18 protein-coding genes are annotated in these 19,931 nt (G+C 70.4%); 3 read left to right on the forward strand and 15 right to left on the reverse strand.

What is annotated here, in order from left to right; translation table 11 throughout:
* Positions 1-27 precede the first annotated feature (27 nt).
* On the forward strand, positions 28-909 hold the full coding sequence (locus V5F75_RS03825; protein ID WP_394033168.1) for a ParB/RepB/Spo0J family partition protein: 882 nt from the start codon (positions 28-30) through the stop codon (positions 907-909).
* 146 nt (positions 910-1,055) lie between these two features.
* Here the strand turns inward: V5F75_RS03825 and V5F75_RS03830 are convergent, their stop codons facing one another.
* Both V5F75_RS03830 and V5F75_RS03835 read right to left on the reverse strand, forming a co-directional pair.
* Positions 1,056-1,523, reverse strand: coding sequence for a Ros/MucR family transcriptional regulator (locus V5F75_RS03830; RefSeq protein ID WP_393987688.1), 468 nt, complete (start codon positions 1,521-1,523; stop codon positions 1,056-1,058).
* Positions 1,520-1,951 carry a hypothetical protein gene (locus tag V5F75_RS03835; RefSeq protein ID WP_394033169.1) on the reverse strand — a complete coding sequence of 144 codons (432 nt, stop codon included), beginning with the start codon at positions 1,949-1,951 and terminating at the stop codon, positions 1,520-1,522. The genes V5F75_RS03830 and V5F75_RS03835 overlap by 4 nt, the downstream gene beginning before the upstream one ends.
* 419 nt (positions 1,952-2,370) lie before the next feature.
* Between V5F75_RS03835 and recR the strand changes: the two genes are divergently transcribed.
* Complete coding sequence (gene recR, locus V5F75_RS03840) at positions 2,371-2,976, forward strand: recombination mediator RecR (RefSeq protein ID WP_394033170.1); 606 nt, start codon at positions 2,371-2,373, stop codon at positions 2,974-2,976.
* Positions 2,977-3,025: 49 nt separating this feature from the next.
* Here the strand turns inward: recR and V5F75_RS03845 are convergent, their stop codons facing one another.
* The 3 genes from V5F75_RS03845 to V5F75_RS03855 all read right to left on the reverse strand — a co-directional run bounded on the left by V5F75_RS03845 (position 3,026) and on the right by V5F75_RS03855 (position 6,671).
* A complete protein-coding gene (locus V5F75_RS03845; RefSeq protein ID WP_394033171.1) occupies positions 3,026-4,975 on the reverse strand; it encodes an FUSC family protein in 1,950 nt (649 codons plus the stop codon).
* Positions 4,975-5,445: a MarR family winged helix-turn-helix transcriptional regulator gene (locus V5F75_RS03850; protein ID WP_394033172.1), complete on the reverse strand. Its 471-nt coding sequence runs from the start codon at positions 5,443-5,445 to the stop codon at positions 4,975-4,977. The genes V5F75_RS03845 and V5F75_RS03850 overlap by 1 nt, the downstream gene beginning before the upstream one ends.
* An 80-nt stretch (positions 5,446-5,525) precedes the next feature.
* On the reverse strand, positions 5,526-6,671 hold the full coding sequence (locus V5F75_RS03855; protein WP_394033173.1) for a cytochrome-c peroxidase: 1,146 nt from the start codon (positions 6,669-6,671) through the stop codon (positions 5,526-5,528).
* Here V5F75_RS03855 and V5F75_RS03860 point away from each other — a divergent pair.
* Positions 6,664-6,921: a hypothetical protein gene (locus tag V5F75_RS03860; RefSeq protein WP_394033174.1), complete on the forward strand. Its 258-nt coding sequence runs from the start codon at positions 6,664-6,666 to the stop codon at positions 6,919-6,921. The two genes, V5F75_RS03855 and V5F75_RS03860, sit on opposite strands and share 8 nt — an antisense overlap.
* Before the next feature lie 40 nt (positions 6,922-6,961).
* On the opposite strand, the gene nadC is transcribed toward V5F75_RS03860, so the two are convergent.
* The 10 genes from nadC to V5F75_RS03910 form a co-directional block, all read right to left on the reverse strand.
* Positions 6,962-7,852: a carboxylating nicotinate-nucleotide diphosphorylase gene (gene nadC, locus V5F75_RS03865; RefSeq protein WP_394033175.1), complete on the reverse strand. Its 891-nt coding sequence runs from the start codon at positions 7,850-7,852 to the stop codon at positions 6,962-6,964.
* Positions 7,853-8,098: 246 nt separating this feature from the next.
* Positions 8,099-9,658, reverse strand: a complete 1,560-nt coding sequence (locus tag V5F75_RS03870; RefSeq protein ID WP_394033176.1) for an L-aspartate oxidase — start codon at positions 9,656-9,658, stop codon at positions 8,099-8,101.
* Complete coding sequence (gene nadA, locus V5F75_RS03875) at positions 9,655-10,638, reverse strand: quinolinate synthase NadA (RefSeq protein ID WP_394033634.1); 984 nt, start codon at positions 10,636-10,638, stop codon at positions 9,655-9,657. Before nadA ends, V5F75_RS03870 begins: the two co-directional genes overlap by 4 nt.
* Positions 10,639-10,721: 83 nt before the next feature.
* Positions 10,722-11,675 (reverse strand): NUDIX hydrolase, encoded by a 954-nt coding sequence (locus V5F75_RS03880; RefSeq protein WP_394033177.1) that lies wholly within the window; start codon positions 11,673-11,675, stop codon positions 10,722-10,724.
* 60 nt (positions 11,676-11,735) lie between these two features.
* Complete coding sequence (locus tag V5F75_RS03885; RefSeq protein ID WP_394033178.1) at positions 11,736-12,785, reverse strand: two-component system response regulator; 1,050 nt, start codon at positions 12,783-12,785, stop codon at positions 11,736-11,738.
* On the reverse strand, positions 12,782-13,357 hold the full coding sequence (locus V5F75_RS03890) for a chemotaxis protein CheB (protein WP_394033179.1): 576 nt from the start codon (positions 13,355-13,357) through the stop codon (positions 12,782-12,784). Before V5F75_RS03890 ends, V5F75_RS03885 begins: the two co-directional genes overlap by 4 nt.
* A 2-nt stretch (positions 13,358-13,359) precedes the next feature.
* On the reverse strand, positions 13,360-14,214 hold the full coding sequence (locus tag V5F75_RS03895) for a CheR family methyltransferase (RefSeq protein WP_394033180.1): 855 nt from the start codon (positions 14,212-14,214) through the stop codon (positions 13,360-13,362).
* A complete protein-coding gene (locus V5F75_RS03900) occupies positions 14,211-17,807 on the reverse strand; it encodes a response regulator (RefSeq protein WP_394033181.1) in 3,597 nt (1,198 codons plus the stop codon). Before V5F75_RS03900 ends, V5F75_RS03895 begins: the two co-directional genes overlap by 4 nt.
* Before the next feature lie 105 nt (positions 17,808-17,912).
* Complete coding sequence (arsC, locus tag V5F75_RS03905; RefSeq protein ID WP_394033182.1) at positions 17,913-18,275, reverse strand: arsenate reductase (glutaredoxin); 363 nt, start codon at positions 18,273-18,275, stop codon at positions 17,913-17,915.
* Positions 18,276-18,495: 220 nt separating this feature from the next.
* Positions 18,496-19,719, reverse strand: a complete 1,224-nt coding sequence (locus V5F75_RS03910) for an MFS transporter (protein WP_394033183.1) — start codon at positions 19,717-19,719, stop codon at positions 18,496-18,498.
* Positions 19,720-19,931: the final 212 nt, after the last annotated feature.

Below are 19,931 nucleotides of genomic sequence, written 5' to 3' on the forward strand. Positions count from 1 at the left end.
AGTTCTGACTGAAGGAAAGCCCAGTCCATGGCGGATGAACCGCGCTCCCGGCTTGGCCGGGGGCTCGCCGCGCTGATCGGCGAGATGAACGATCCCCAGCCCGCGACGGCCGTTGAAGCGCCGGCGCGCGGCGGCGCACCCCGGCGCCTGCCCATCGAGCAGGTGCGGGCCAATCCGCGCAATCCCCGCAGGGCATTCCTGGAGGAGGGGCTGGAGGACCTCACCGCCTCCATCCGGGAGAAGGGGATCATTCAGCCGATCGTGGTGCGTCCCCTTTCCGGGGGAGGCGCCTATGAGATCGTCGCGGGTGAGCGGCGCTGGCGGGCGGCGCAGCGGGCGGCGCTGCACGAAGTGCCGGTGGTCGTGCTGGAGCTGACCGATCGGGAAGCGCTGGAGATCGCGATCATCGAGAACGTCCAGCGGGCGGACCTGAACCCGGTGGAGGAAGCGCAGGGCTACGAATCCCTGATGGCTGAATTTGCTTATACACAAAGCGATCTGGCAAAGGTTATCGGCAAGAGCCGGAGCCATATCGCGAACACGCTGCGACTTCTGAAGCTGCCGGCTGAAGTGAAGATCTACCTGGAGGACGGACGCCTCACGGCGGGCCACGCCCGCGCCCTCGTCGGGCAGGAGCATCCCGAGCAGATCGCCCGGCAGGTGGTGGAGAAGGGCCTCAACGTGCGCGACGTGGAAGCCCTGGTGAAGGCGCGTGCGGAAGATGCGCGCCCCAAGGCCCCACGGGAGAGTGCGAAATCCGCCGATGTGCGGGCGCTGGAAAAGCGGCTGGGCGACGCGCTGGGCCTCGCCGTTTCCCTGGAGAGTCGGGGCGAGAGCGGTGAGCTGCGTATCCGCTACGTGAGCCTGGAGCAGCTGGACGACTTGTGCCGCCGCCTCGGGGTCCATTGAGCGGCTGAGCGACGGGACAGGTGCTGAAGGCGCCTTCGCTAAGAGGGCACTCGACCGGCGCCAAGCGTCTCAAGCATCGAGAAGCTCTGCGGCTTGAGCTACCTCAAGCCGCGGAGATGTTTCACAATTGTCGATCCGCGGGGCGATCAGGCGGCGGGGGCCTTGCGGCGGGTCGGCTTCTTCACCGGGGCGGCGGGCGCCTTCTTGCGGCTCTGGCCGAGGCCCATGTTCTTGGCGAGCTCGGAGCGCGCGGCGGCATAGGCCGGGGCGACCATGGGATAGTCCTTCGGCAGGCCCCACTTCTCGCGATAAACATCGGGGGTCATGCCGTAGCTGGTGCGCAGGTGGCGCTTCAGCGACTTGAACTTCTTTCCGTCCTCAAGGCAGATGATGTATTCGGGCGTCACCGACTTCTTCACGGGGACGGCCGGCTTCTGCTCTTCGACGGGGGGAGCGACCGGAGCGCCGAGCTGGCCGAGGGCGCGGTGAACGGACTCGATCAGGGCCGGAAGATCTGCCGCGGCCACGCTATTGTTGCTGACATATGCGGCGACGATGTCGGCCGTGAAGTCGATGTGGCTCGGCGACTGCGGATTGGTGGTGGAGTCGCTCACGGGGCGTCCCTTTCTGCTTGCACGCTGCGGCTGCCGGTTGCGACAGCACTGCATTTTATAGAAATATCTGTGAAGTCGAAGCTTTGCAAATATTCTATAGCAGACGCCAGAGCAGTTACAATCAGGGCCTTCAAAAAACTTGGAAACTGAATGTCTGCAAAGGTTTCATGCGTGCGCCAAGGTGCGTATGCCACGAAAATCAATAAGCCGAAAGCCGGTGTGAAGGCTGGTGATTCGCCTTTGCAAATGGGGTGGGATACCCCTCGGTCAAGTCGTGGCGGCAACCAAAAGGTGTAAGAATTGCCGGAGGAGGATGCTCTCTCGCGGTGAATTCCGGCAAAGAGCTTGCGGGGCTCCGCCGCGCGCGCCGCCGCCAAGTTGTCGTGATGAGAGGTGTGCCCAAGACGGGCCGAATGCGGGGGAAACACGCAAGCCCGCGCTCCTTCTGCTGGTCTTTCGCAGCAACGACGGAAATTTGGGGCGAAATGCCTGCCAATCGAGGCGTGCCGGCACGCACTTCACATGACATGAATTGACGGCACCGGGCTGCCGCCGGTTTCGGGAAAATGAAGAAGGCTGTGCCATCCGCAACGGTCGAGCAAGAATGAAGTCCGCGTTGCCAGGTGTCCTTTCCGCTTCGCTTGTTCTCCGCCTTGGATTGAAGACAGATGCCGTGGAGCAAGTTGTTCTGGCCCGAAGGGGGATGTCCGCATAAACGGTGGGCGGCGAGCACTTTCGCGTCGCGCCGCTCATGGCGTTGTCCTGCCAGATGGCGCTCGCCCATTGGCGGCGGCGCGGCGAGGGTTTACATGCGGTCACCCTTGCCGCCACGAGATGAAGACAGGCCATGCCCCGCGCCGTCGCCGGACCCGAGATCGAACGCCTCATCCAGCTCCTGGCGCGCCTGCCCGGCCTTGGTCCGCGCTCTGCCCGTCGGGCGGTGCTCCAGCTCATCAAGAAGCGCGAGGGGCTGATGGCGCCGCTGGTCCGCGCCATGACCGATGTGCTCGACAAGGTGGTGGAGTGCCGGGTCTGTGGTAATGTGGACGTGTGCGACCCCTGCACGGTGTGCACCGATCCCGTGCGGGACGGCCGGCTGCTGGTGGTGGTGGCCGATGTGGGCGACCTCTGGGCGCTGGAGCGTGCGAGCGTGCTCAACGCCCGCTACCATGTGCTCGGCGGCGTGCTCTCGCCGCTCGACGGGGTCGGCCCCGAGGATCTCAACCTGCCCAAGCTGGTGGCGCGGGTGCATGACGAGAAGATCGGCGAGGTGATCCTCGCCCTCGGCGCCACCGTGGACGGGCAGACCACCGCCCATTACATCACCGATCTTCTTCGGGATCTTCCGGTGCGGGTCACGCGCCTCGCGCAGGGCGTGCCGGTGGGCGGCGAGCTCGATTATCTCGATGAGGGCACGCTTTCGGCCGCCATTCGCGCCCGCACCCAGATGTAGCCGCCCGCGTTCGTGCCTGATGCAGGCCCGAAGGCCGGCTCCGATGCCCTCAGGCGCCGGCCGGCGGCCGGGGTTCCAGGAAGAAGGCGCGGTTGGCGCGCAGCGCCGCCGCGCCACGGCGCAGCGCATCGGCGCCCTCGGGATCCTCGCTGGAAAGCCGTCGCGCGGCGCGCTCCAGGGCATCGGCCACCCGCTCTGGCCGTTCCGACAGGAAACCGAAGCTCGCCAATGCGGCCGAGAGCGCGCGCGCGAGGCTGTCGGAGAGGCCGCGCGCGGCGCCGCGCGTGTGCAGGGTGCGCACCGCCGTGCCCAGCGCCAGCGCCGCGAGGCCGCCGTCCACCGCCGCGAAGCCACGGTCGCCGGATTTCTCGCTCCAGCGCACCAGCCGCAGCAGCCGGTGATAGAGCCGCGCCCGCCAGCGCGCCACCTCGGCCGGGCCCAGGGGCGCGCGCGCCATGGCCTTGAGCTCGCCCACCATCATGCCGATCAGCATGGCCCGCCGCCGCCGCGCATCCATGGGGAAGGCGACGCGGAAGGCCACCATGGCGATGAGCGGCCCGAGCAGCATGGCGAGCACCATCTGCGCCATGCCTGCCGGCGTGCCATGGAGCGGAAAGGCGGGCTGGAGCAGCAGCAGCAGCGACATGTTGTAGTCCATGCCGGCGAGCATGGTGCGGCGATGGGCCATCACCCCCGCGCCGAGGAGAATGAACGGCACCGTCAGCGCGATCACCTGGACGAGGTCGCCGGCGTGGGGCAGCACCAGCCAGCGCGCCGCGAGCGCGGCGAGCGCCCCGGCCACCGAGCCGCCGAGCACGAAGCGCATGGTCAGCGCGGGGTTGTCGAAGGTGGAGAACAGCGAGGTCATGATGGCCGCGCCCATCAGCATGAAGGGGCCGTAGGCCCAGCCGGTGGCGAGCCACACGGCGCCCACCACCAGCACCGCGCCGGCGGCGCGCAGGGTGGCCGCGCGCGCCCCCGTGATGTCACGGTGGAGAAGGAACTGGGGCCGGTCGGCATCCTCAGGCGCGTCGGGCCCGTCGAGGTCCCGGTAGGCGCGCGCGAGGCTCTCCGCCACGGAGGCGAGGCCGGCGTCGTCCGCGTCTTCGGCAAGCCGTCGCGGCAGGTGGGCGAGGCGCACGGTGTCGGGCGTGGCGGCATCGAGGGCATCGGCGGCATTGCGCAGGGCGGTGATGCCACCGGCCTTCTGGCTGGCGGTGGGCGCGGCCCCCAGGCGCCCGCGGGCGAACACCACCGCCCCGAGCAGCGCCGCCATGAGCGTGCGCGTGCGCCGCACGGCCCGCCGCCGCCGGGCCGAGCCCGCGCCGTGGGGCTCCAGCGCGTCGTCGATGGCGGCCATTTCCGAGACGATGGCCTGCTCCTCCGCGAGCAGGCGCGGCGCATCCGCGCTGTCGAGCGCGCCCGCGAGGTGGCGCAGCACGCGGGCGGTGAGCCGCCGCACCCGGCCGGGCAGGTCCGCCTCCGCGCGCGCGGGGGTGAACAGCCAGCCCACCGCGAACGAGACGCCGACGCCGACGCAGATGGTGAGCACCCGGTCCAGCGCGAGGCCGTAGATGTGTGCGGGGTGGCTGAAGTCCACCAGCGCCACCATGGCCGCCGAATAGCCGGCGAGGATGGTGCCGTAGCCGGTGAAGCCGCCGATGAGGTTGCCGGCCCCCGCGCACAGCCCGATCCAGGCGGCGAGCCCCGCCACCAGCAGGACCGGCCGGTCGGCGCAGCCGAGGATGAGCACCACGCCGACGAGCGCGCCGGCCAGCGTGCCGGCGATGCGGAACAGCCCCTTCTCCAGAAGCTGCCCGCGTGTGGGCTGGGCCACCACCCACACCGTCATGGCCGCCCACTGCGGGTTGTCGATGCCGAGCGCCGCGGCCAGGGCGAGGGCCAGGGCCGAGGCCGCCGCGGTGCGCAGGGTGAAGGCGAGGCGCGGCCCGTCGAAGCCGAGCCGGGCGAGGCGGGAAGGGGCAGAGGGGGCAGGCATCAGCGCGGCGTCCCCTCGTCCGGGGCGGCATCCGCCGCCAGGATGCGCCCGTCGACGCGCGCGAAGGCGGACATCACCGCCTCGATCTCGGCATCCGAAAGGTCTTCGAGCAGCTGGTCCTCGATGCGCGCGAGCTTGGTGCGGATGTCCGTCACCGCCGCGCGTCCGGCGGGGGTGAGGCTCAGCAGCTTCAGCCGGCGGTCCCGCGTGCTGGGGCGGCGCTCCACCAGCCCGCGTTCGGCGAGCAGGTCGATGAGCCGCACCAGGGTGGAGTCATCGATGCCGACGGCCAGCGCGAGCTCCTTCTGGCACAGGCCGTCGCCCTTCTCCGCGAGGTGCACCAGCGGCGCCCAGCTCGCGTCGCTGAGGCCGATGGCGGCGAGGCGATGATCGAGGGCGCGGCGCCAGCGGCGGGCGAGGCCCACCAGCTGGATGCCGAAGTGGCGGCGGGCTGATGAATCTATTTGCATCCAATTCATTTGAATTAAAATGAAATGGTGCGCAATGGCCGACCTCTGCGCTCCACGCGTGGCTCAGCCTTCAACCGCCCTCAGTTCTGCAGGTGCTCGTAGCGCCTGTCGGTCAGGGTCTTCAGGAAGGCCACGAGGGCGTCGATGCGCTTGTCGTCGAGGGCGGGGCCGGTCTCCAACTCCTTCAGCGAGATGTTCTCGGCCACCTCCGGTGGCTCGAAGGGCTTGCCCGTCTCGGGGTTGATGTGCCGGGCCGGGTTCTGCGTGTTGTAGGTGTTGTAGAAGAGGATCACCGTGCGCAGGTCCTTGAACACGCCATTGTGCATGTAGGGGCCGGTCACGGCCACGTTGCGCAGGGTGGGCACCTTGAAGCGGCCGGCCTGGGCTTTCTTCTCCCGTCCCTTCAGGGTGGGGTTCTGGGCAAGGCCCAGGTCGCGGCTCTCGGGCTTCAGGCCGGCGGCGGCGCGCGCGGCCGTGTTCTTCGGCACACCGATATTGTGGAACTCGTAATTGCTGAAGGTCTCGCCGTCCGTGCCGCCCTGCGCGTTCAACTGGTGGCACAGGCTGCAATTGGTGAACTGCTGGGAGAAGAACAGCACGCGGCCCAGCTCCTCCTGGTCCGTCAGCTTCTCCTCCCCGCGCAGGTAGCGGTCGTATTTCGAATCGAACGCGGCGAACGCGGGTGTCGCCTCATAGGCGGCGATGGCGCGGGTCATGGCGGCAAAGCCCTTCTCCGGCCTGTCGAGCACGCCCTTGCCGTAGAGCGCGTCGAAGGCGCTCACATAGGCGGAATTCTCCTTCAGGCGTGCCACCACGCTCGCCTTGTCGGGCATCCCCATCTCCACCGGGTTGAGGGGCGGGCCGCCGGCCTGGGCGGCGAGATCGGCGGCGCGGCCGTCGAGGAACTGGCCGCCGTGGTAGAGGCCGGGCTTCGTGGCCTTGCCGAACGGCGGGCTGAAGCGGGCATAGGCCGCCGTCGGCGCGTTGCGGTCGCCGAGGGAGGTGCCGTCGTCGCCCAGCGACACCGCGCCGCCGACGGCCGGCGTTTCGCGCGGGTCGGTGAAGGCGCGGTCGGGCGCGTGGCAGGTGGCGCAGGCCTGGGTGCGGTTCCGGGAGAGGTTGGTATCGAAGAACAGCGCCTCGCCGAGCTTTTCCGGCGTGGTGAGGCCCGGCGCGTCCCCTGCCCCGGCGCTGCCCGCCCCGCCGAGCAGCGCGAGCATGGCCATGGCCGCCAGGGCGCCGCGTCGCGCGGGAGGCCGGCGCGATGTGGCCCCGCGCGCGGAGGCGATGCGAATGCCGCGGATTTTCGCGGCGGAAGAAAGGCTCACCATCGTGCTCCTGGCCGGCCCGACGCGGGTGAGCGCGAGGCCCGATCCGGCATTCGGACGCATGACTTCAGGGCATGAAGCCGCCTTTGCCGGCGCAGGGCAATCCGGAAATCTACGAAAGTGCCGCGCGTTCAATGCCTTGGAATGATTCCAAGCGGAGCGGTGGCGCGTCCGCCCCGCCGCCGGGGCTATTCGGCGGCGTCGAGGCCGATGTCGAGAATGGGGGCGCTGTGGGTCAGCCAGCCGGCGGAGATGAGATCCACGCCGGCTGCCGCGATGGCGGGGGCCGTTTCACGTGAAACGCGGCCGGAGGCCTCGGTGGTCATCCGCCCGTCCACCAGGGCCACGGCCTCCTTCAGCGCCGGTGGTTGCATGTTGTCGAGCAGCACGGCATCGACCCCGAGGGGCAGCAGCTCGCGGAGCTGGTCGAGCGTGTCCACCTCCACCTCGATCTTCACCATGTGCCCGGCATGAGCACGCACGCGGCGGACCGCCTCGGTGACCGAGCCGGCGATGGCGACATGGTTGTCCTTCACCAGCACCGCGTCGTCGAGGCCGAAGCGGTGGTTGGAGCCGCCGCCCGCCCGCACCGCGTGCTTCTCCAGCGCCCGCAGGCCCGGCGTGGTCTTGCGGGTGCACACGATGCGCGCCCGGTGGCCGCGCACCGCTTCCACCAGCGTGGCGGTGGCGGTGGCGATGCCGGACAGGCGGCACATGAGGTTCAGCGCCGTGCGCTCGGCCGCGAGGATGCCTCGCCCCGGCCCGCGGATGCAGGCGATGAGGGTGCCGGCCTCCACCGCCGCGCCATCGCGCAGGCGCGCGTCGAAGGCGATGGCCGGGTCCATGAGGGCGAATGCCAGGCGGGCGCAGTCGAGCCCCGCCACCACGCCGGGCTGGCGCGCCACCAGGTCCATGCGGGCGATGTGCCCGGCAGGTATGATGGCGTCGCTGGTGATGTCCCCGGCCCTGCCGAGGTCCTCCAGCAAGGCGGCGCGGACGACGGGCTCCACCAGCAGGGTCGGGAGGGGCGGCAGGTCGAGGGGCAGAACCACAGGCGAGTTCACGGGGAGGTTCGTCATGGCGTTTCCTTCGGCTGGGTCGTGCGGCGGGCGCGGAAGGCCATCCGCCCGAGCTTTCCTTGTTCGTGCCGGCCTCCGGGCGCCGGCCTGGGGGATGCCGGTGCGCGCGTGCGCTCTCTTTGCGTGAGCGCATCCGCTATGCCGTGTCGCGCGCGTTCTAGATGCATGGGCGCATGGAAGGCGCCTTAGCGGATCGCCTGACCGCGCATTCCGCCACGGGTCGGCCTTTGCCTTGCGTGATCGCGCTCAGTGGCCGCGGGCCCGTGCGGCCGGAGGGCCGGCGAGCTGCTCCGCCGCCGCCAGCGCCTGCATCAGGGTGAGGCGGCTGCGGCGTGCGACCGGCGCGGACAGGGGGAAATCGGTGCGGCTGTGGGCGCCCCGGCTTTCCTCACGGGTGAGGGCCGACACCGCCATCATGAGCCCGGCGATGGCGGGATCGGCCGCCGGCCCGCCGGCAAGGACCAGCGGCGCCAGGGCGGCGATGGCGGCCCGGAGCCCCTCCCCTTCGCGCAGCACGCCCAAATGGCGCGACACGATGGCCCGTGCCGCGGCGGGATCGGGCGCCGGCGGCATCTCTGCCGGCAGGCGGGGCGCGGGCGCTGCGGCCGGCTGGCCGGCGAGGCTTTCCGCCACCCAGCGGCCGCAGACGACCCCCTCCACCAGCGAGTTGCTGGCGAGGCGGTTGGCGCCGTGCAGCCCGGTGGAGGCCACCTCGCCGCAGGCCCACAGCCCGTCCACGGTGCTGCGCCCCTCGCCGTCCACGGCGATGCCGCCCATGTGGTAGTGGGCGGCGGGGCGGATGGGGATGGGCTGCCGGGCCGGATCGATGCCGGCGGCGGCGCACAGGCCGGCGATGGCCGGGAAGCGGCGCGCGAAGCCGGCGCCGAGGGCGGCGCGGGCGTCGAGAAAGACCTCCCGCCCCGCCTGAAGCTCCGCCCACACCGCACGGGCCACCACGTCGCGCGGGGCCAGCTCGGCGCTCGGCACATGGGCCAGGAAGCGCGTGCCGTCGGCGGTGACGAGGGTGGCCCCCTCCCCGCGCACCGCCTCGCTGACGAGCGAAAGCGGCCGCCCGGTGCCGACGAGCGCGGTGGGGTGGAACTGCACGAACTCCAGGTCCGCCAGCACCGCCCCCGTCCGCGCGGCCAGGGCGAGCCCGAGGCCGAAGGAGGAGCCGGGATTGGTGGTGTGCTCGAACAGGGCCCCTGCCCCGCCGGTGGCGAGCACCACCTGCCGGGTGCGCAGCAGGGCCCCGCCGCCCGGCCCCGCCACCAGCACGCCGGCGATGGCGCCATCAGCGGTCACGAGGCGGCGCGCCTCCACGCCCTCCACCACGGTGACCGAGGGGCACGCCCGCACCGCCGCCGCGAGGGCGCGCACCAGCTCGCGGCCGGTGGCGTCGCCATCCGCATGCACGATGCGGCGGCGGCTGTGGGCGGCCTCCAGGCCGAGGGCGAGGCGCCCGGCCCCGTCGCGGTCGAAGCGGGTGCCGATGCGCGCGAGATCGGCGATGGCATCGGGCGCGGCGGCGAGGATGCGGCCCGCGATCCGTGCGTCGCACAGGCCGTCGCCGGCGGCCAGGGTATCGGACAGATGGAGCGCGGCGTCGTCATCCTCGCCGACGCTGGCCGCCATGCCGCCCTGGGCCAGCGGGCTCGATCCGTCACCGCCCAGGGGCGCGCGGGTGAGCAGCACCACCGGGCGCGGCGCCAGGAACAGCGCCGCCGAGAGCCCCGCCACCCCGCCGCCGATGATGACGGGCCGGTCTTCGAGCCCGGCGAGGGCGGCGGCCGCGGCGCCGGTCACAGCGCCAGCATCCGTTCGACCGCGACGCGGGCGCGCGCGGCGACACCGGGCTCGATCTCCACCACGTGCCGGTTCTCTTCCAGCGCCCGGCGGATGTTGGCGACGGTGATCTTCTTCATGTGCGGGCACAGATTGCAGGGGCGCACGAAGTCGAGGTCGGGATATTGCAGGGAAATATTGTCGCTCATGGAGCATTCGGTGAGCAGAACCACGCTCGGCGGCCGCATCTCGCCCACATAGTCGGCCATGGCGGCGGTGGAGCCGGAGAAGTCCGCGGCCTGCACCACCTCGCGCGGGCACTCGGGGTGCACCAGCACCGCGACGCCGGGGTGGGCCTCCCGCAGCTCCGCCACGTCGGCGGCGGTGAAGCGCTCGTGGACCTCACAGCTGCCGGGCCAGGAGACGATCTCCACCCCCGTCTCGGCCGCCACGTTCTCCGCCAGATACTGGTCGGGCAGCATGACGACCCTGGGCAGGCCGAACGACTGGACCACCTTGCGGGCGTTGCCGGAGGTGCAGCAGATGTCCACCTCCGCCTTCACCGCCGCCGAGGTGTTCACATAGGCGATCACCGGCAGGCCCGGATTGGCGATGCGCATCTGGCGCACCCCCTCCGGCGTGATGGACTCGGCGAGCGAGCAGCCGGCGTCGAGATCGGGGATCAGCACCGTCTTCTCGGGGTTCAGCAGCTTCGCCGTCTCGGCCATGAAATAGACCCCCGCGAGCACGATCACGTCGGCGTCGGTGGTGGCCGCCTCGCGGGCGAGGGTCAGGCTGTCGCCCACGATGTCCGCCACGCAGTGGTAGATCTCGGGGGTCTGGTAATTGTGCGCGAGGATGACGGCGTTGCGCTCGATCTTCAGGTGCTGGATGGCCTCCACGTCGTCGGCGAGCAGCCCCCACTCGGCGGGGGGGATGACGCGCCTCACCCGTTCGTAGAGCTGGGAGGCGCGGGCGGTGGCCGAGCCGACGGCGGACATTTCCACGGGCGTGAGCTTGGACATGGCACTATACTCAGTTTGAGCATATATTGGCTATATGCTTATACTGAGCATAATTCCTGTCAAGTGCGCGCGAGGGGCAGCTTGGTTCCGGAGAAGGCACGCTCGGCCAGCACCGCGTGGCGGAAGCGGAAGAGTTTCGCAGGCCGGCCAATGCCTTCGGAGGTGGAGGCACCGGTTTCCTCCACCAGCTCCTGCTGTTCCATGAGCCGGCGAAAATTCTGCTTGTGCACGGTGCGCCCGGCCAGCGCCTCCACGCAGCGCTGAAGCTGCAGCAGGGTGAAGGTGTCCGGCATCAGCTCGAACACCACCGGGCGATACTTGATCTTGGCGCGCAGCCGGGCGATCCCGGTGGCGAGGATGCGGCGATGGTCGCCGATCATGGGAACGCCGCCCGCCGTGTCTCCCGCCGTGCTGCCGTTCACCGCTCCGTTCCGGCGGGCCTCGGGCACCAGCCCGGCCTCATAGAGCAGCTCATAGCGCTGCAGCGTCATCTCCTCGTTCCAGGGCTGGTCGTCGAGGCCGAAGGCGGTGGCGGCGCGCAGGCGCCGCGCGGCCCGCTCCGTGCCCGGCCGTCCCGCCTCGCTCCAGGCGGCCAGCGCAGGGGAAATAAGCCGGCTAATTACATTCGGCGGGCCGTCGCGGTGGTCCTCCCAGGGAAAGTAGTCGTACCAGCTGCGCCAGCCCCCTTCCCCGCCCGACAATTCATGCGTGAGGCCGAGGTAGCTGATGGAGATGGTCCGCGGCCCGCCCTCCCCGGCGCGGTCCTTGTCGGCGAAGGTGTAGAGCTGCTCCACATAGCCGATGGGATGGTGGGTCTGCTGCTCCACCCACGCCCGGAGCCCCGATTGCAGCGAGCGGTGGCCGAGCTCGAAGGGCCCGGACGGCAGCGCCCGGCCCTCCTCCAGGGTCAGCACCCGCGGCGCGCCGGAGGAAACCGCCACCAGCACCGCGATGAGGTCCACCTGGATGGCGTGGACGGCCGCCGGCTCCGCCCGTTCCTTCTCGTCGCTCATGGCGCGGCGCTCGAGGAGACGGGCGTCGTCAGGGTCGGGCCGGCGCGCGCGGGGCGGGCCTCAGGCATCGGCGGCGATGTCCTCGCGGGAGGAGAGCGCCTGCAGCGAGGCGAGGCGGACATTGCCCTTCCCGCTCTTTTTCACCTCATACATGGCGTCATCCGCGAAGCGCATGAGCGTCGCCGCGTCGGTGGCATGGCAGGGGTAGAGGGCGATGCCGATGGAGGCGCCCACCGTGACCGTGATCGGCGGCGCGGCCTGGCGCAGGCCGTAGGGCTGACGCAGGGCGCCGCACAGCCGCTCCCCCTGGGCGAGCGCGGTCTGGTCGTCGGGGAGGTCCACCATGATGACCGCGAACTCGTCGCCGGACAGGCGCACGGCGAAGTCCTCGTGCCGCAGGTTCGCGCGCAGTCGCTGGGCGATGGCGCACAGAAGTTCGTCGCCGACGGCGTGGCCGTGGCGGTCGTTGACCTGCTTGAAGCCGTCGATGTCGATGTAGAGCAGCGCGAAGGCACGCCCGCTCTGCTCGGCCTGGGCGAAGGCGCGCGTCAGGTGCTCCATGAACAGGATGCGGTTGCCGAGCCCGGTGAGGGGGTCATGGGTGGCCATGTGGCGCACCTGCTTCTCCACCCGGCGCCGCTCCTCGATCTCGACCTCGAGCTGCCTGTTGCGCTTCTCCAGCTCCTCCATCGCCGCCTTGAGGCGCATCTTGGAGATGTGCAGCTCCAGGAACACGGTGACCTTGGAGAGCAGCACCGCGTCGTTGATGGGCTTGGCGATGTAGTCCACCGCGCCGAAGGTGTAGCCCTTCAGGCGGTTGATGTCGTCGAGATAGGCCGCGGTCACGAACACGATCGGGATGTCGCAGGTGGCCGGGTCGTTATTGAGCAGGGAGGCGACCTCGAAGCCGTCCATGTCCGGCATCTGCACGTCGAGCAGGATCAGCGCGAAGCGGTGGTCGAGGCACAGGGCGAGCGCCTCGTTGCCGGACTTCGCCTCGTAGATGTCGGCCTCGACCGCCGCCAGCAGCCGGCGCATGCTGGCGAGGTTGGCGGAGACGTCGTCCACCACCAGGATCTTGGGGCGCGGCTCCGTGGAAGGTTCGCTCATGGCCGCACCGCCGCGTTGATGCGGGCGGCGAGGGCGTCGAGCGGCGCGCACAGGTCGGCGCCAGCCCGCTCCAGGGCCGCGCGCGGCATGGTGGGGACTTCGGCTTCCTCAGGAGATTGGACCAAGGCAAGACCTCCCCGCTGGCGGATCTGCGCAAGACCTTCCGCCCCGTCGCTGCTCGCTCCGGTGAGAACGACACCAATAAGGCATTTGTGGTACGCCCGCGCAGCGGTTTCGAACAGCACGTCGATCGAGGGGCGGGAGAAGCACACTTTCGGATCTACCGAAAGGGAAAAGTGCCGGTCTGGCTCGATCAGCAGATGGTAACCGCTTGGGGCCACATGCACGCGACCTTCTGTCACTGGCATGCGTTCCTGCGCCAGCGCCACCGGCAGGGGGCTGCTCTGCCCGAGCACCTCCGGCAGAAGGTCCGGCCCGCGTGCGCCCACATGGTTCACAACCACCACCGCGGCCGGAAGGCCGGGGTCGAGGCGCTCCAGCAGCCGGCGCAGGGCGGCGGGGCCCCCCGCCGAGGCGCCGATGACCACCGCCTGTGCGAGCGCCCCTGCCATGGTCAGGGCGCGCTGGTGCGGCGGTAGATCTGCGCCGCGCCGTCGACCACCCTGAACTTCTCCCGCGCTCCGGCGAGCTGCATGTTCTCGCGGGTGCCGATGCACAGGAACCCGCCGCGCACCAGGCTGTCGGCGAACATGCGAAGAACGCGGTCCTGCAGCGGCGTGGAGAAATAGATGAGCACGTTGCGGCACAAGATGAGGTGGGCCTCGCAGAACACCGTGTCGGTGACGAGGTTGTGCTCGGCGAAGGTGACGCGGGAGATGAGCCGCTCGTCGAGCTTCAGGAAGTCGTAGCGCGCGTGGTAATAGTCGGAGAGGCTGCCGGCGCCGCCGCTGTCGAGATAGCGCTGGGCCGCCTCGCGCGCGTGCTGCAGGGGGAAGATGCCTTCCCGCGCCCGCGCCAAAGCATTGGCCGAGATGTCGGTGGCATAGATGCGCGCGCGCTCGTAGAGCCCCGCCTCGGTGAGCAGGATGGCGAGGGAATAGACCTCCTGCCCGTGGGCGCACCCCGCCTGCCAGATGTTGATGGCCGGATAGGAGGAGAGGATGGGAAACACCTGCTCCTTCAGCGCCCGGAACACATGCGGGTCGCGGAACAGCTCGGAGACCGGCACCGAGAGGCCGGAGATGGCCTCGGTGATCCGCTCCGGATTGTGCAGCAGCATGTCGGTGAGCGCGGTGACGGTGGGCGTGCCGAACTGCATGGCGAGGTTGCGCGCCCGCCGGCCGAGCGAGGCGCGGTTGTATCCGGAGAAGTCGTAGCCGTAGCGCCGGTCGAGGGCGGTGACGAACAGGTCGAGCTCCAGCTCCTCCAGGGCGGCGCAGATGACGGCGGGATCTTCGGGCGCGGTCATCGGGGCGGCAGCCAGGCGCGGATCATGGAGAGCAGCTTCGGCACGTCGATGGGCTTGGAGAGATAGTCGCTGGCCCCGGCGGCGAGGCACTTCTCGCGGTCGTCCTTCATGGCCTTGGCGGTCAGGGCGATGATGGGCAGCTTGGCGAAGCAGGGCTGCTTGCGGATCTCCGCCATGGCCTCGTAGCCGTCCATCACCGGCATCATGATGTCCATGAGCACGATCTCGATGTCGGGGCGGGTGTCGAGCTGGGCCACGGCCTTGGCGCCGTCCTGGGCCAGGATCACCTCGATGCCCTTGCCGCGCAGCACCTTGGCGAGGGCGTAGATGTTGCGCATGTCGTCGTCCACCAGCAGCAGGCGGCGGCCCTTGAGGTCGGCGTCGGGGTTCTCGGAGAGGGCCTTGGCCTCGTTCCGCACGGAGTGGAGGAACAGGCTCACCTCGTCCATGAGCCGCTCGGGCGAGCGGGCGCCCTTGATGACGATGCTGTCGGTGAAGGCCCGCAGCTTGAGGCTTTCCTCCGCCGTCAGGTCGCGCCCGGAATAGACCACCACCGGCACCTGCCGCTCTCCGGCGGCGACCCGCTCCAGCAGCTCGAAGCCCGACATGCCGGGCAGGCCGAGGTCGAGCACCATGCAGTCCACCGCCTCGCGGCCGATGATCTCCAGCGCCTCCTCGCCGCTGCCGGCCTCCAGCACCTCCACCGCGCCGGCGCCGATGAGCTTGCGCACGGCGAGGCGGGCGGCCGGGTCGTCGTCCACCACCAGCACGCGGCGCGGCTGGTCCTGGGAGAAATGGGCGAGGGTGGCGAGCGCGCCGTTGAGATCCTCCGCGCTCACCGGCTTGGTGAGGAAGCCCACGGCGCCGAGGTCGCGCCCGCGCTTGGCCTCGTCGAGGGCGGAGACGAAATGCACCGGGATGTGGCGGGTGGCGGCATCGGACTTCAGCCGCTCGATGACGGTCCAGCCGTCCATGCCCGGCAGCATCACGTCCAGCAGGATGCCGGTGGGACGGTGCCGGCGGGCAAGCTCCAGCCCGCTCTCGCCATCGGTGGCCGCGAGCACCTGGTAGCCCTTGCGCCGCACCAGGCTGACGAGGGTGCGCGCGAAGGCGGGGTCGTCCTCCACCACCAGGATGGTGGTGAGCCCTTCCCGCAGGGATGCCCGGTCGTCCTCGATCACCAGCGCCGGCCGGGGATGCGACGCGGCGACGGCGCGGGGCGGCTCGGGCGCCCGGGCGGCCGGCGCTTCCTCCACCACCGGCGCGCCGATGGGCACGGTGAGGCGGAAGGTGGAGCCGGCGCCGAGCCGGCTCTCCACGGTCACGTCGCCGCCCAGCAGGCGGGCGAGGCGCTGGGTGATGGCGAGCCCCAGCCCGGTGCCGCCGAACTGCCGGCGGGTGGAGGAATCCACCTGCTCGAAGGCCTGGAAGATGGTCTCCAGCTTGTCCTCGGGAATGCCGATGCCGGTGTCCGCCACGCGCACCACCAGGGTGTCGCCGGCGCCGTGCGCGAAGGTGACGGTGATGCCGCCCTCGGTCGTGAACTTGAAGGCGTTGCCCAGCAGGTTGTTGGTGATCTGCTCCAGCTTGCCGTCGTCGGAGAGGACGTAGGCCGGTGCGTCGGGCGCGACGGTGACGGTGAAGTTGATCCCCTTCTCCTGCGCCACGTGGCGGAAGTTGCGCTCCATCCGCGTGGCGACGGCGGGGATGGACACCGGCTCGCGCACCACGTCCATCTTGCCCGCCTCCACCTTGGAGAGGTCGAGGATGTCGTTGATGAGGCGCAGCAGGTTGGTGCCGGAGGAATGGATGATGGCGGCGGCCTCCACCTCCTCCGCGTCGAGGTGGCCGGTGTGGTTCTCGGAGAGGTCGTGGGCGAGGATGAGCAGGCTGTTGAGCGGCGTGCGCAGCTCGTGGGACATGTTGGCCAGGAACTGCGACTTGTACTGGTTGGCGCGGGCGAGCTCGTCGGCGCGGGCCTCGGCGTCCAGGTTGGCGGCTTCCGCCGCCGCCTTCTGCGCGGCCAGCTCCTCGGAGCTGTGGCGCAGCACCTCGTTGGAGCGCTGCAGCTCGTCCGCCTGCACCCGCAGCTCTTCCTCGGAAGCGGCGACCTTCTGCGACTGCTCCTGGAGCTGCTCGTTGGTGGCGCGCAATTCCTCCTGCTGGGTGCGCAGCTCTTCCTCCGCCACCCGCAGCTCGGCGGTCTGGCGCTGGGTCTGTTCCAGCAGCTCCAGGGTGCGCACCGCGCGGTTGAGATTGTCGAGGGAGAGCGCCACCACCGGCGCCACGTCGTGCAGCAGGCGCTCCCGCGCGCCGGCGAGCGGCTCGAAGCTGGCAAGCTCGATGACGCCCAGGAGCCGGTTCTTGCTGATGACAGGCACCGCCGCCACCGTGAACGGCCGCCCCTCGCCGGTGCCGGAATGGATGCGGATATAGTCCTCGGGCACCGGCGAGAGCACGATGGGCTTGCGCTCCTTCGCGGCCTGGCCGGCGAGCCCCTCGCCCAGCTTGTAATGGGTGGAGAGATGGCGCCGCGCGGTGAAGGCGTAGGTGCCGCTGAGAACGAGCTGCTGGTCCGCCTCGTCGAAGGCGTAGAACACGCCGACCCCGGCCTTCAGGCGCGGCGCCAGCTCCGTCAGCAGCTCGTCGGCGAAGCTGGCGAGGCTCTCGGCGCGCTGGAGCTTCTCCGAGACGGCGCCGACGCCGGTCTTCACCCAGTTGCTGTCGTAGGTCTCGATGGCCATGGCCTTGAAGACCTGGAGGGCGCGGGCGATGGTGCCCACCTCGTCGCGGCGCTGGGTGTAGGGCACGACGATCGAATGGTCGTGACCGGCCAGCTGCTCCATGCGGCTCGCCAGGAGCTGCAGCGGCTGGGTGATGAGGCGGGCGGACAGGATCAGCGCGCCCACGCCGGCGGCGATGGAGGCGATGAGCGCCGCCAGGTTGACCATCCGCAGCAGGCGCTCGGTGTGTTCCAGCTCGGCCCGGGAAAGCTGAAGCTCCGCATCCGCCCGGCTGACGATCTGCGTGAGCACGTTGGTGATGGCGCGGCTTCCCCGGTCGCCGGTGTCGCTGGTGGCGAATTCGCGCAAGGCGTTGCCGCTGAACTCGGGCGTGATCTCGCCGCGGACGCTGCGATCCACCAGGGCCAGCAGAGGCGCCGCCGCGACCGTCGACCAGGGCTCGTTGAACTTGATCGCCTGATCCGCCAGGGCGCGCAGCGCGGGGATGTCGGACGCCGCCTGCTGCAGGTCGTCGAGCGCGGAGCCGACCTGCTCATCGCTGGTTTCCAGGCGCTGGCGCGCCACCGCGGGCTGCGCGAGCGCGTCCTGCACCAGCGCCAGCCTGCGCTCGCTGACGGCGCGAATCGCGGCATTGGCGAGGTTCGTGTTGTGGATGAAGACGTTGGCCTGGGCCTGGAGCGTGCTGGCGCGCTGCATCGTCAGGCTGTTGGCGCCCAGGAGCAGGAGGAAGAGGAACAGCAGCACCATGAAGATGCTGCCCAGCTTCCACTGCAGCGACAGGTTGGCAAGCCAGGATGCGCTCGATCCGACCTTCGTATCCGGCTCCGCCTCGGATTTCGCTCCGGCCATTCAAATCCCCATGTTGCTACCGTCCGACCTCGCGCGCCATTCAATCACGCAATCGGAAAAAAGTCCTGAAGCGGCAACGGGGTCGGCGGACCTTCGCACCTGCCTCTAGGGCAGGATCTCGCGCACGCGCTCCATGGGGCGGCACAGGCGCACGCCCTTGGCGGTGAACACGAACGGCCGCTCGATCAGGGGGGGATGCGCGGTCAGCGCGTCGAGCAGGGCATCGTCGGAGAGGGTGGGGTCGTCGAGGCCGAGCTCAGCGTAGAGGGCGCCCTTGCTGCGGACCGCGTCGCGCACCGTGATGCCGGCGGCGGCGATGGCAGCGGCCAGCTCCGCGCGGCTTGGCGGGGTCTTCAGATACTGGATGATCTCCGGCTCGATGCCCGCCTCCCCCAGCAGCGCCAGGGTGTTGCGGGAGGTGCCGCAGGAGGGGTTGTGCCAGATGGTGACGCGCGACGGGCCGCTCATGGCCGAGGCTCCGGATGTGGGGGGCTGCGCCGGGGTTCCGGCGCGCCGACATCAAGCGGCGGCCGGCCGGCGGTGTCAATCGACGGCGGGCAGCCACCGCGCATGGTTCCGCACCACGGCATGACCCGTCCGGATCGCGGGGAAACGCCTGGTGCTGCGCGATTTCCATTGCTTGCCTCACGGTCCGGCGCAGGCGGCAGGCCGCGCGCGCCGGATGCGCTCACACCGCCGGGGTGAGGGGGCCGGATTCCGCCCCCGCCTTTCCGGCGAGATCGATGCGGTGGGAGACGATGGCGAGCAGCATGGCGATGCTCGCCAGCGAAGCGCCGATCCACGGCAGGTCCATGTAGCCGAGGCCCAGGGTCAGCCCCACCCCGCCGATGCCGGCGCCGATGGCGTTGCCCAGGTTGAAGGCGCCCTGGTTGATGGTGGAGGCGAGGTTGGGCGCCTCGGCCGCTTCCTTCACCACCCGCATCTGCAGCGGCGCCACCAGCGCGAAGCCCAGCGCGCCCCAGGCGAACAGGGTGATGGCCGCCGGCAGGGGATGGGCGCTGGTGAGCGGGAACAGCGCGAGCAGCACCACCTCCACCGCCGAGATGCCGATGATGGTGGGCATCAGGCTGCGGTCGGCAAGCCACCCGCCCCCGAAATTGCCCACCGTGAGCCCGACGCCGAACACCAGCAGCATGAGCGTGACGCCATGGGCCGACACCCCCGTGTGGGTGGTCAGGATCGGCGCGATGTAGGTGAAGACGCTGAACAGGCTGGAGGAGGCGACGATGGAGATGAGCATGGCCAGCAGCACCTGGACCGAGCCGATGGCCCTGGCCTCCCGCTTCAGCTCCAGGGGCGGTGCCGGCAGCTCGCGCGGGAGCCACATGGCGAGGGCGACGGCCGCCACCACGCCGATGGCCACCACCGCGAGAAAGGTGTCGCGCCAGGAAAAGATCTCGCCCATGGCGGTGCCGAGCGGCACGCCCAGCACGTTGGCGATGGTGAGGCCGGCGAACATCATGGCGATGGCCTGGGCCTTGCGGCTCGGCGGCGAGAGCTCTGCCGCCACCACCGCTCCGAGCCCGAAGAAGGCACCGTGGCACAAGGCGGTGACGACGCGCGCGCCCATCAGCAGCCAGAAGTCCGGCGCCAGCGCGCACAGGAGGTTGCCGGCGATGAACACGCCCATCAGCACCATCAGCGCGTGGCGCCGGTTCATGCGCGCGGTGGCGATGGCGAGGAAGGGCGAGCCGAAGGTGACGCTCAGCGCATAGCCCGTGACCAGGAAGCCGGCCTGGGGAATGCTCACCGAGAGGTCGGCGGCCACGTTGGGCAGCAGGCCGACGATGACATATTCCGTCGTGCCGATGCCGAACGAGGCGAGCGCGAGCGCGAGCAGGGCGAGGCGCACGGCCTTCGCGCCGCCGGCGGGGGAGGATGAGACATCCATGGGACGAAACACCGGGATAGGGGTGGGCTCCCGCCGGCTCCGGCGCCGCAGCACGCCTTCCGGGCAAGATGCGCGGACCTTATGCCGCGCTGCGGCGACGCGGAAATGAAATCTCCGACTGGATTCGAGGCGCGGCGAGAATGCTGGCGGCGCGGTGGCCGCCCGGCGACGGAAGCGGGGCGATCCGTGTCCCCGGCGACACGGTGCGACGC

Origin of the sequence: Xanthobacter albus (assembly GCF_043194895.2) — a bacterium.
GTDB lineage: Bacteria > Pseudomonadota > Alphaproteobacteria > Rhizobiales > Xanthobacteraceae > Xanthobacter.

What these genes read in the sequence shown, in the direction of transcription:
- recR (WP_394033170.1), top strand. Translation starts at nt 2,371, where the DNA reads ATGCCCCGCGCCGTCGCCGGACCCGAGATCGAACGCCTCATCCAGCTC.
- V5F75_RS03885 (WP_394033178.1), bottom strand. Translation starts at nt 12,785, where the DNA reads ATGAGCGAACCTTCCACGGAGCCGCGCCCCAAGATCCTGGTGGTGGAC.
- arsC (WP_394033182.1), bottom strand. Translation starts at nt 18,275, where the DNA reads ATGAGCGGCCCGTCGCGCGTCACCATCTGGCACAACCCCTCCTGCGGC.
- V5F75_RS03895 (WP_394033180.1), bottom strand. Translation starts at nt 14,214, where the DNA reads ATGACCGCGCCCGAAGATCCCGCCGTCATCTGCGCCGCCCTGGAGGAG.
- nadA (WP_394033634.1), bottom strand. Translation starts at nt 10,638, where the DNA reads ATGTCCGCCGTCGGCTCGGCCACCGCCCGCGCCTCCCAGCTCTACGAA.
- V5F75_RS03900 (WP_394033181.1), bottom strand. Translation starts at nt 17,807, where the DNA reads ATGGCCGGAGCGAAATCCGAGGCGGAGCCGGATACGAAGGTCGGATCG.
- V5F75_RS03860 (WP_394033174.1), top strand. Translation starts at nt 6,664, where the DNA reads ATGGCCATGGCCGCCAGGGCGCCGCGTCGCGCGGGAGGCCGGCGCGAT.
- V5F75_RS03910 (WP_394033183.1), bottom strand. Translation starts at nt 19,719, where the DNA reads ATGGATGTCTCATCCTCCCCCGCCGGCGGCGCGAAGGCCGTGCGCCTC.
- V5F75_RS03855 (WP_394033173.1), bottom strand. Translation starts at nt 6,671, where the DNA reads ATGGCCATGCTCGCGCTGCTCGGCGGGGCGGGCAGCGCCGGGGCAGGG.
- nadC (WP_394033175.1), bottom strand. Translation starts at nt 7,852, where the DNA reads ATGACGAACCTCCCCGTGAACTCGCCTGTGGTTCTGCCCCTCGACCTG.
- V5F75_RS03845 (WP_394033171.1), bottom strand. Translation starts at nt 4,975, where the DNA reads ATGCCTGCCCCCTCTGCCCCTTCCCGCCTCGCCCGGCTCGGCTTCGAC.
- V5F75_RS03880 (WP_394033177.1), bottom strand. Translation starts at nt 11,675, where the DNA reads ATGAGCGACGAGAAGGAACGGGCGGAGCCGGCGGCCGTCCACGCCATC.
- V5F75_RS03850 (WP_394033172.1), bottom strand. Translation starts at nt 5,445, where the DNA reads ATGCAAATAGATTCATCAGCCCGCCGCCACTTCGGCATCCAGCTGGTG.
- V5F75_RS03890 (WP_394033179.1), bottom strand. Translation starts at nt 13,357, where the DNA reads ATGGCAGGGGCGCTCGCACAGGCGGTGGTCATCGGCGCCTCGGCGGGG.
- V5F75_RS03825 (WP_394033168.1), top strand. Translation starts at nt 28, where the DNA reads ATGGCGGATGAACCGCGCTCCCGGCTTGGCCGGGGGCTCGCCGCGCTG.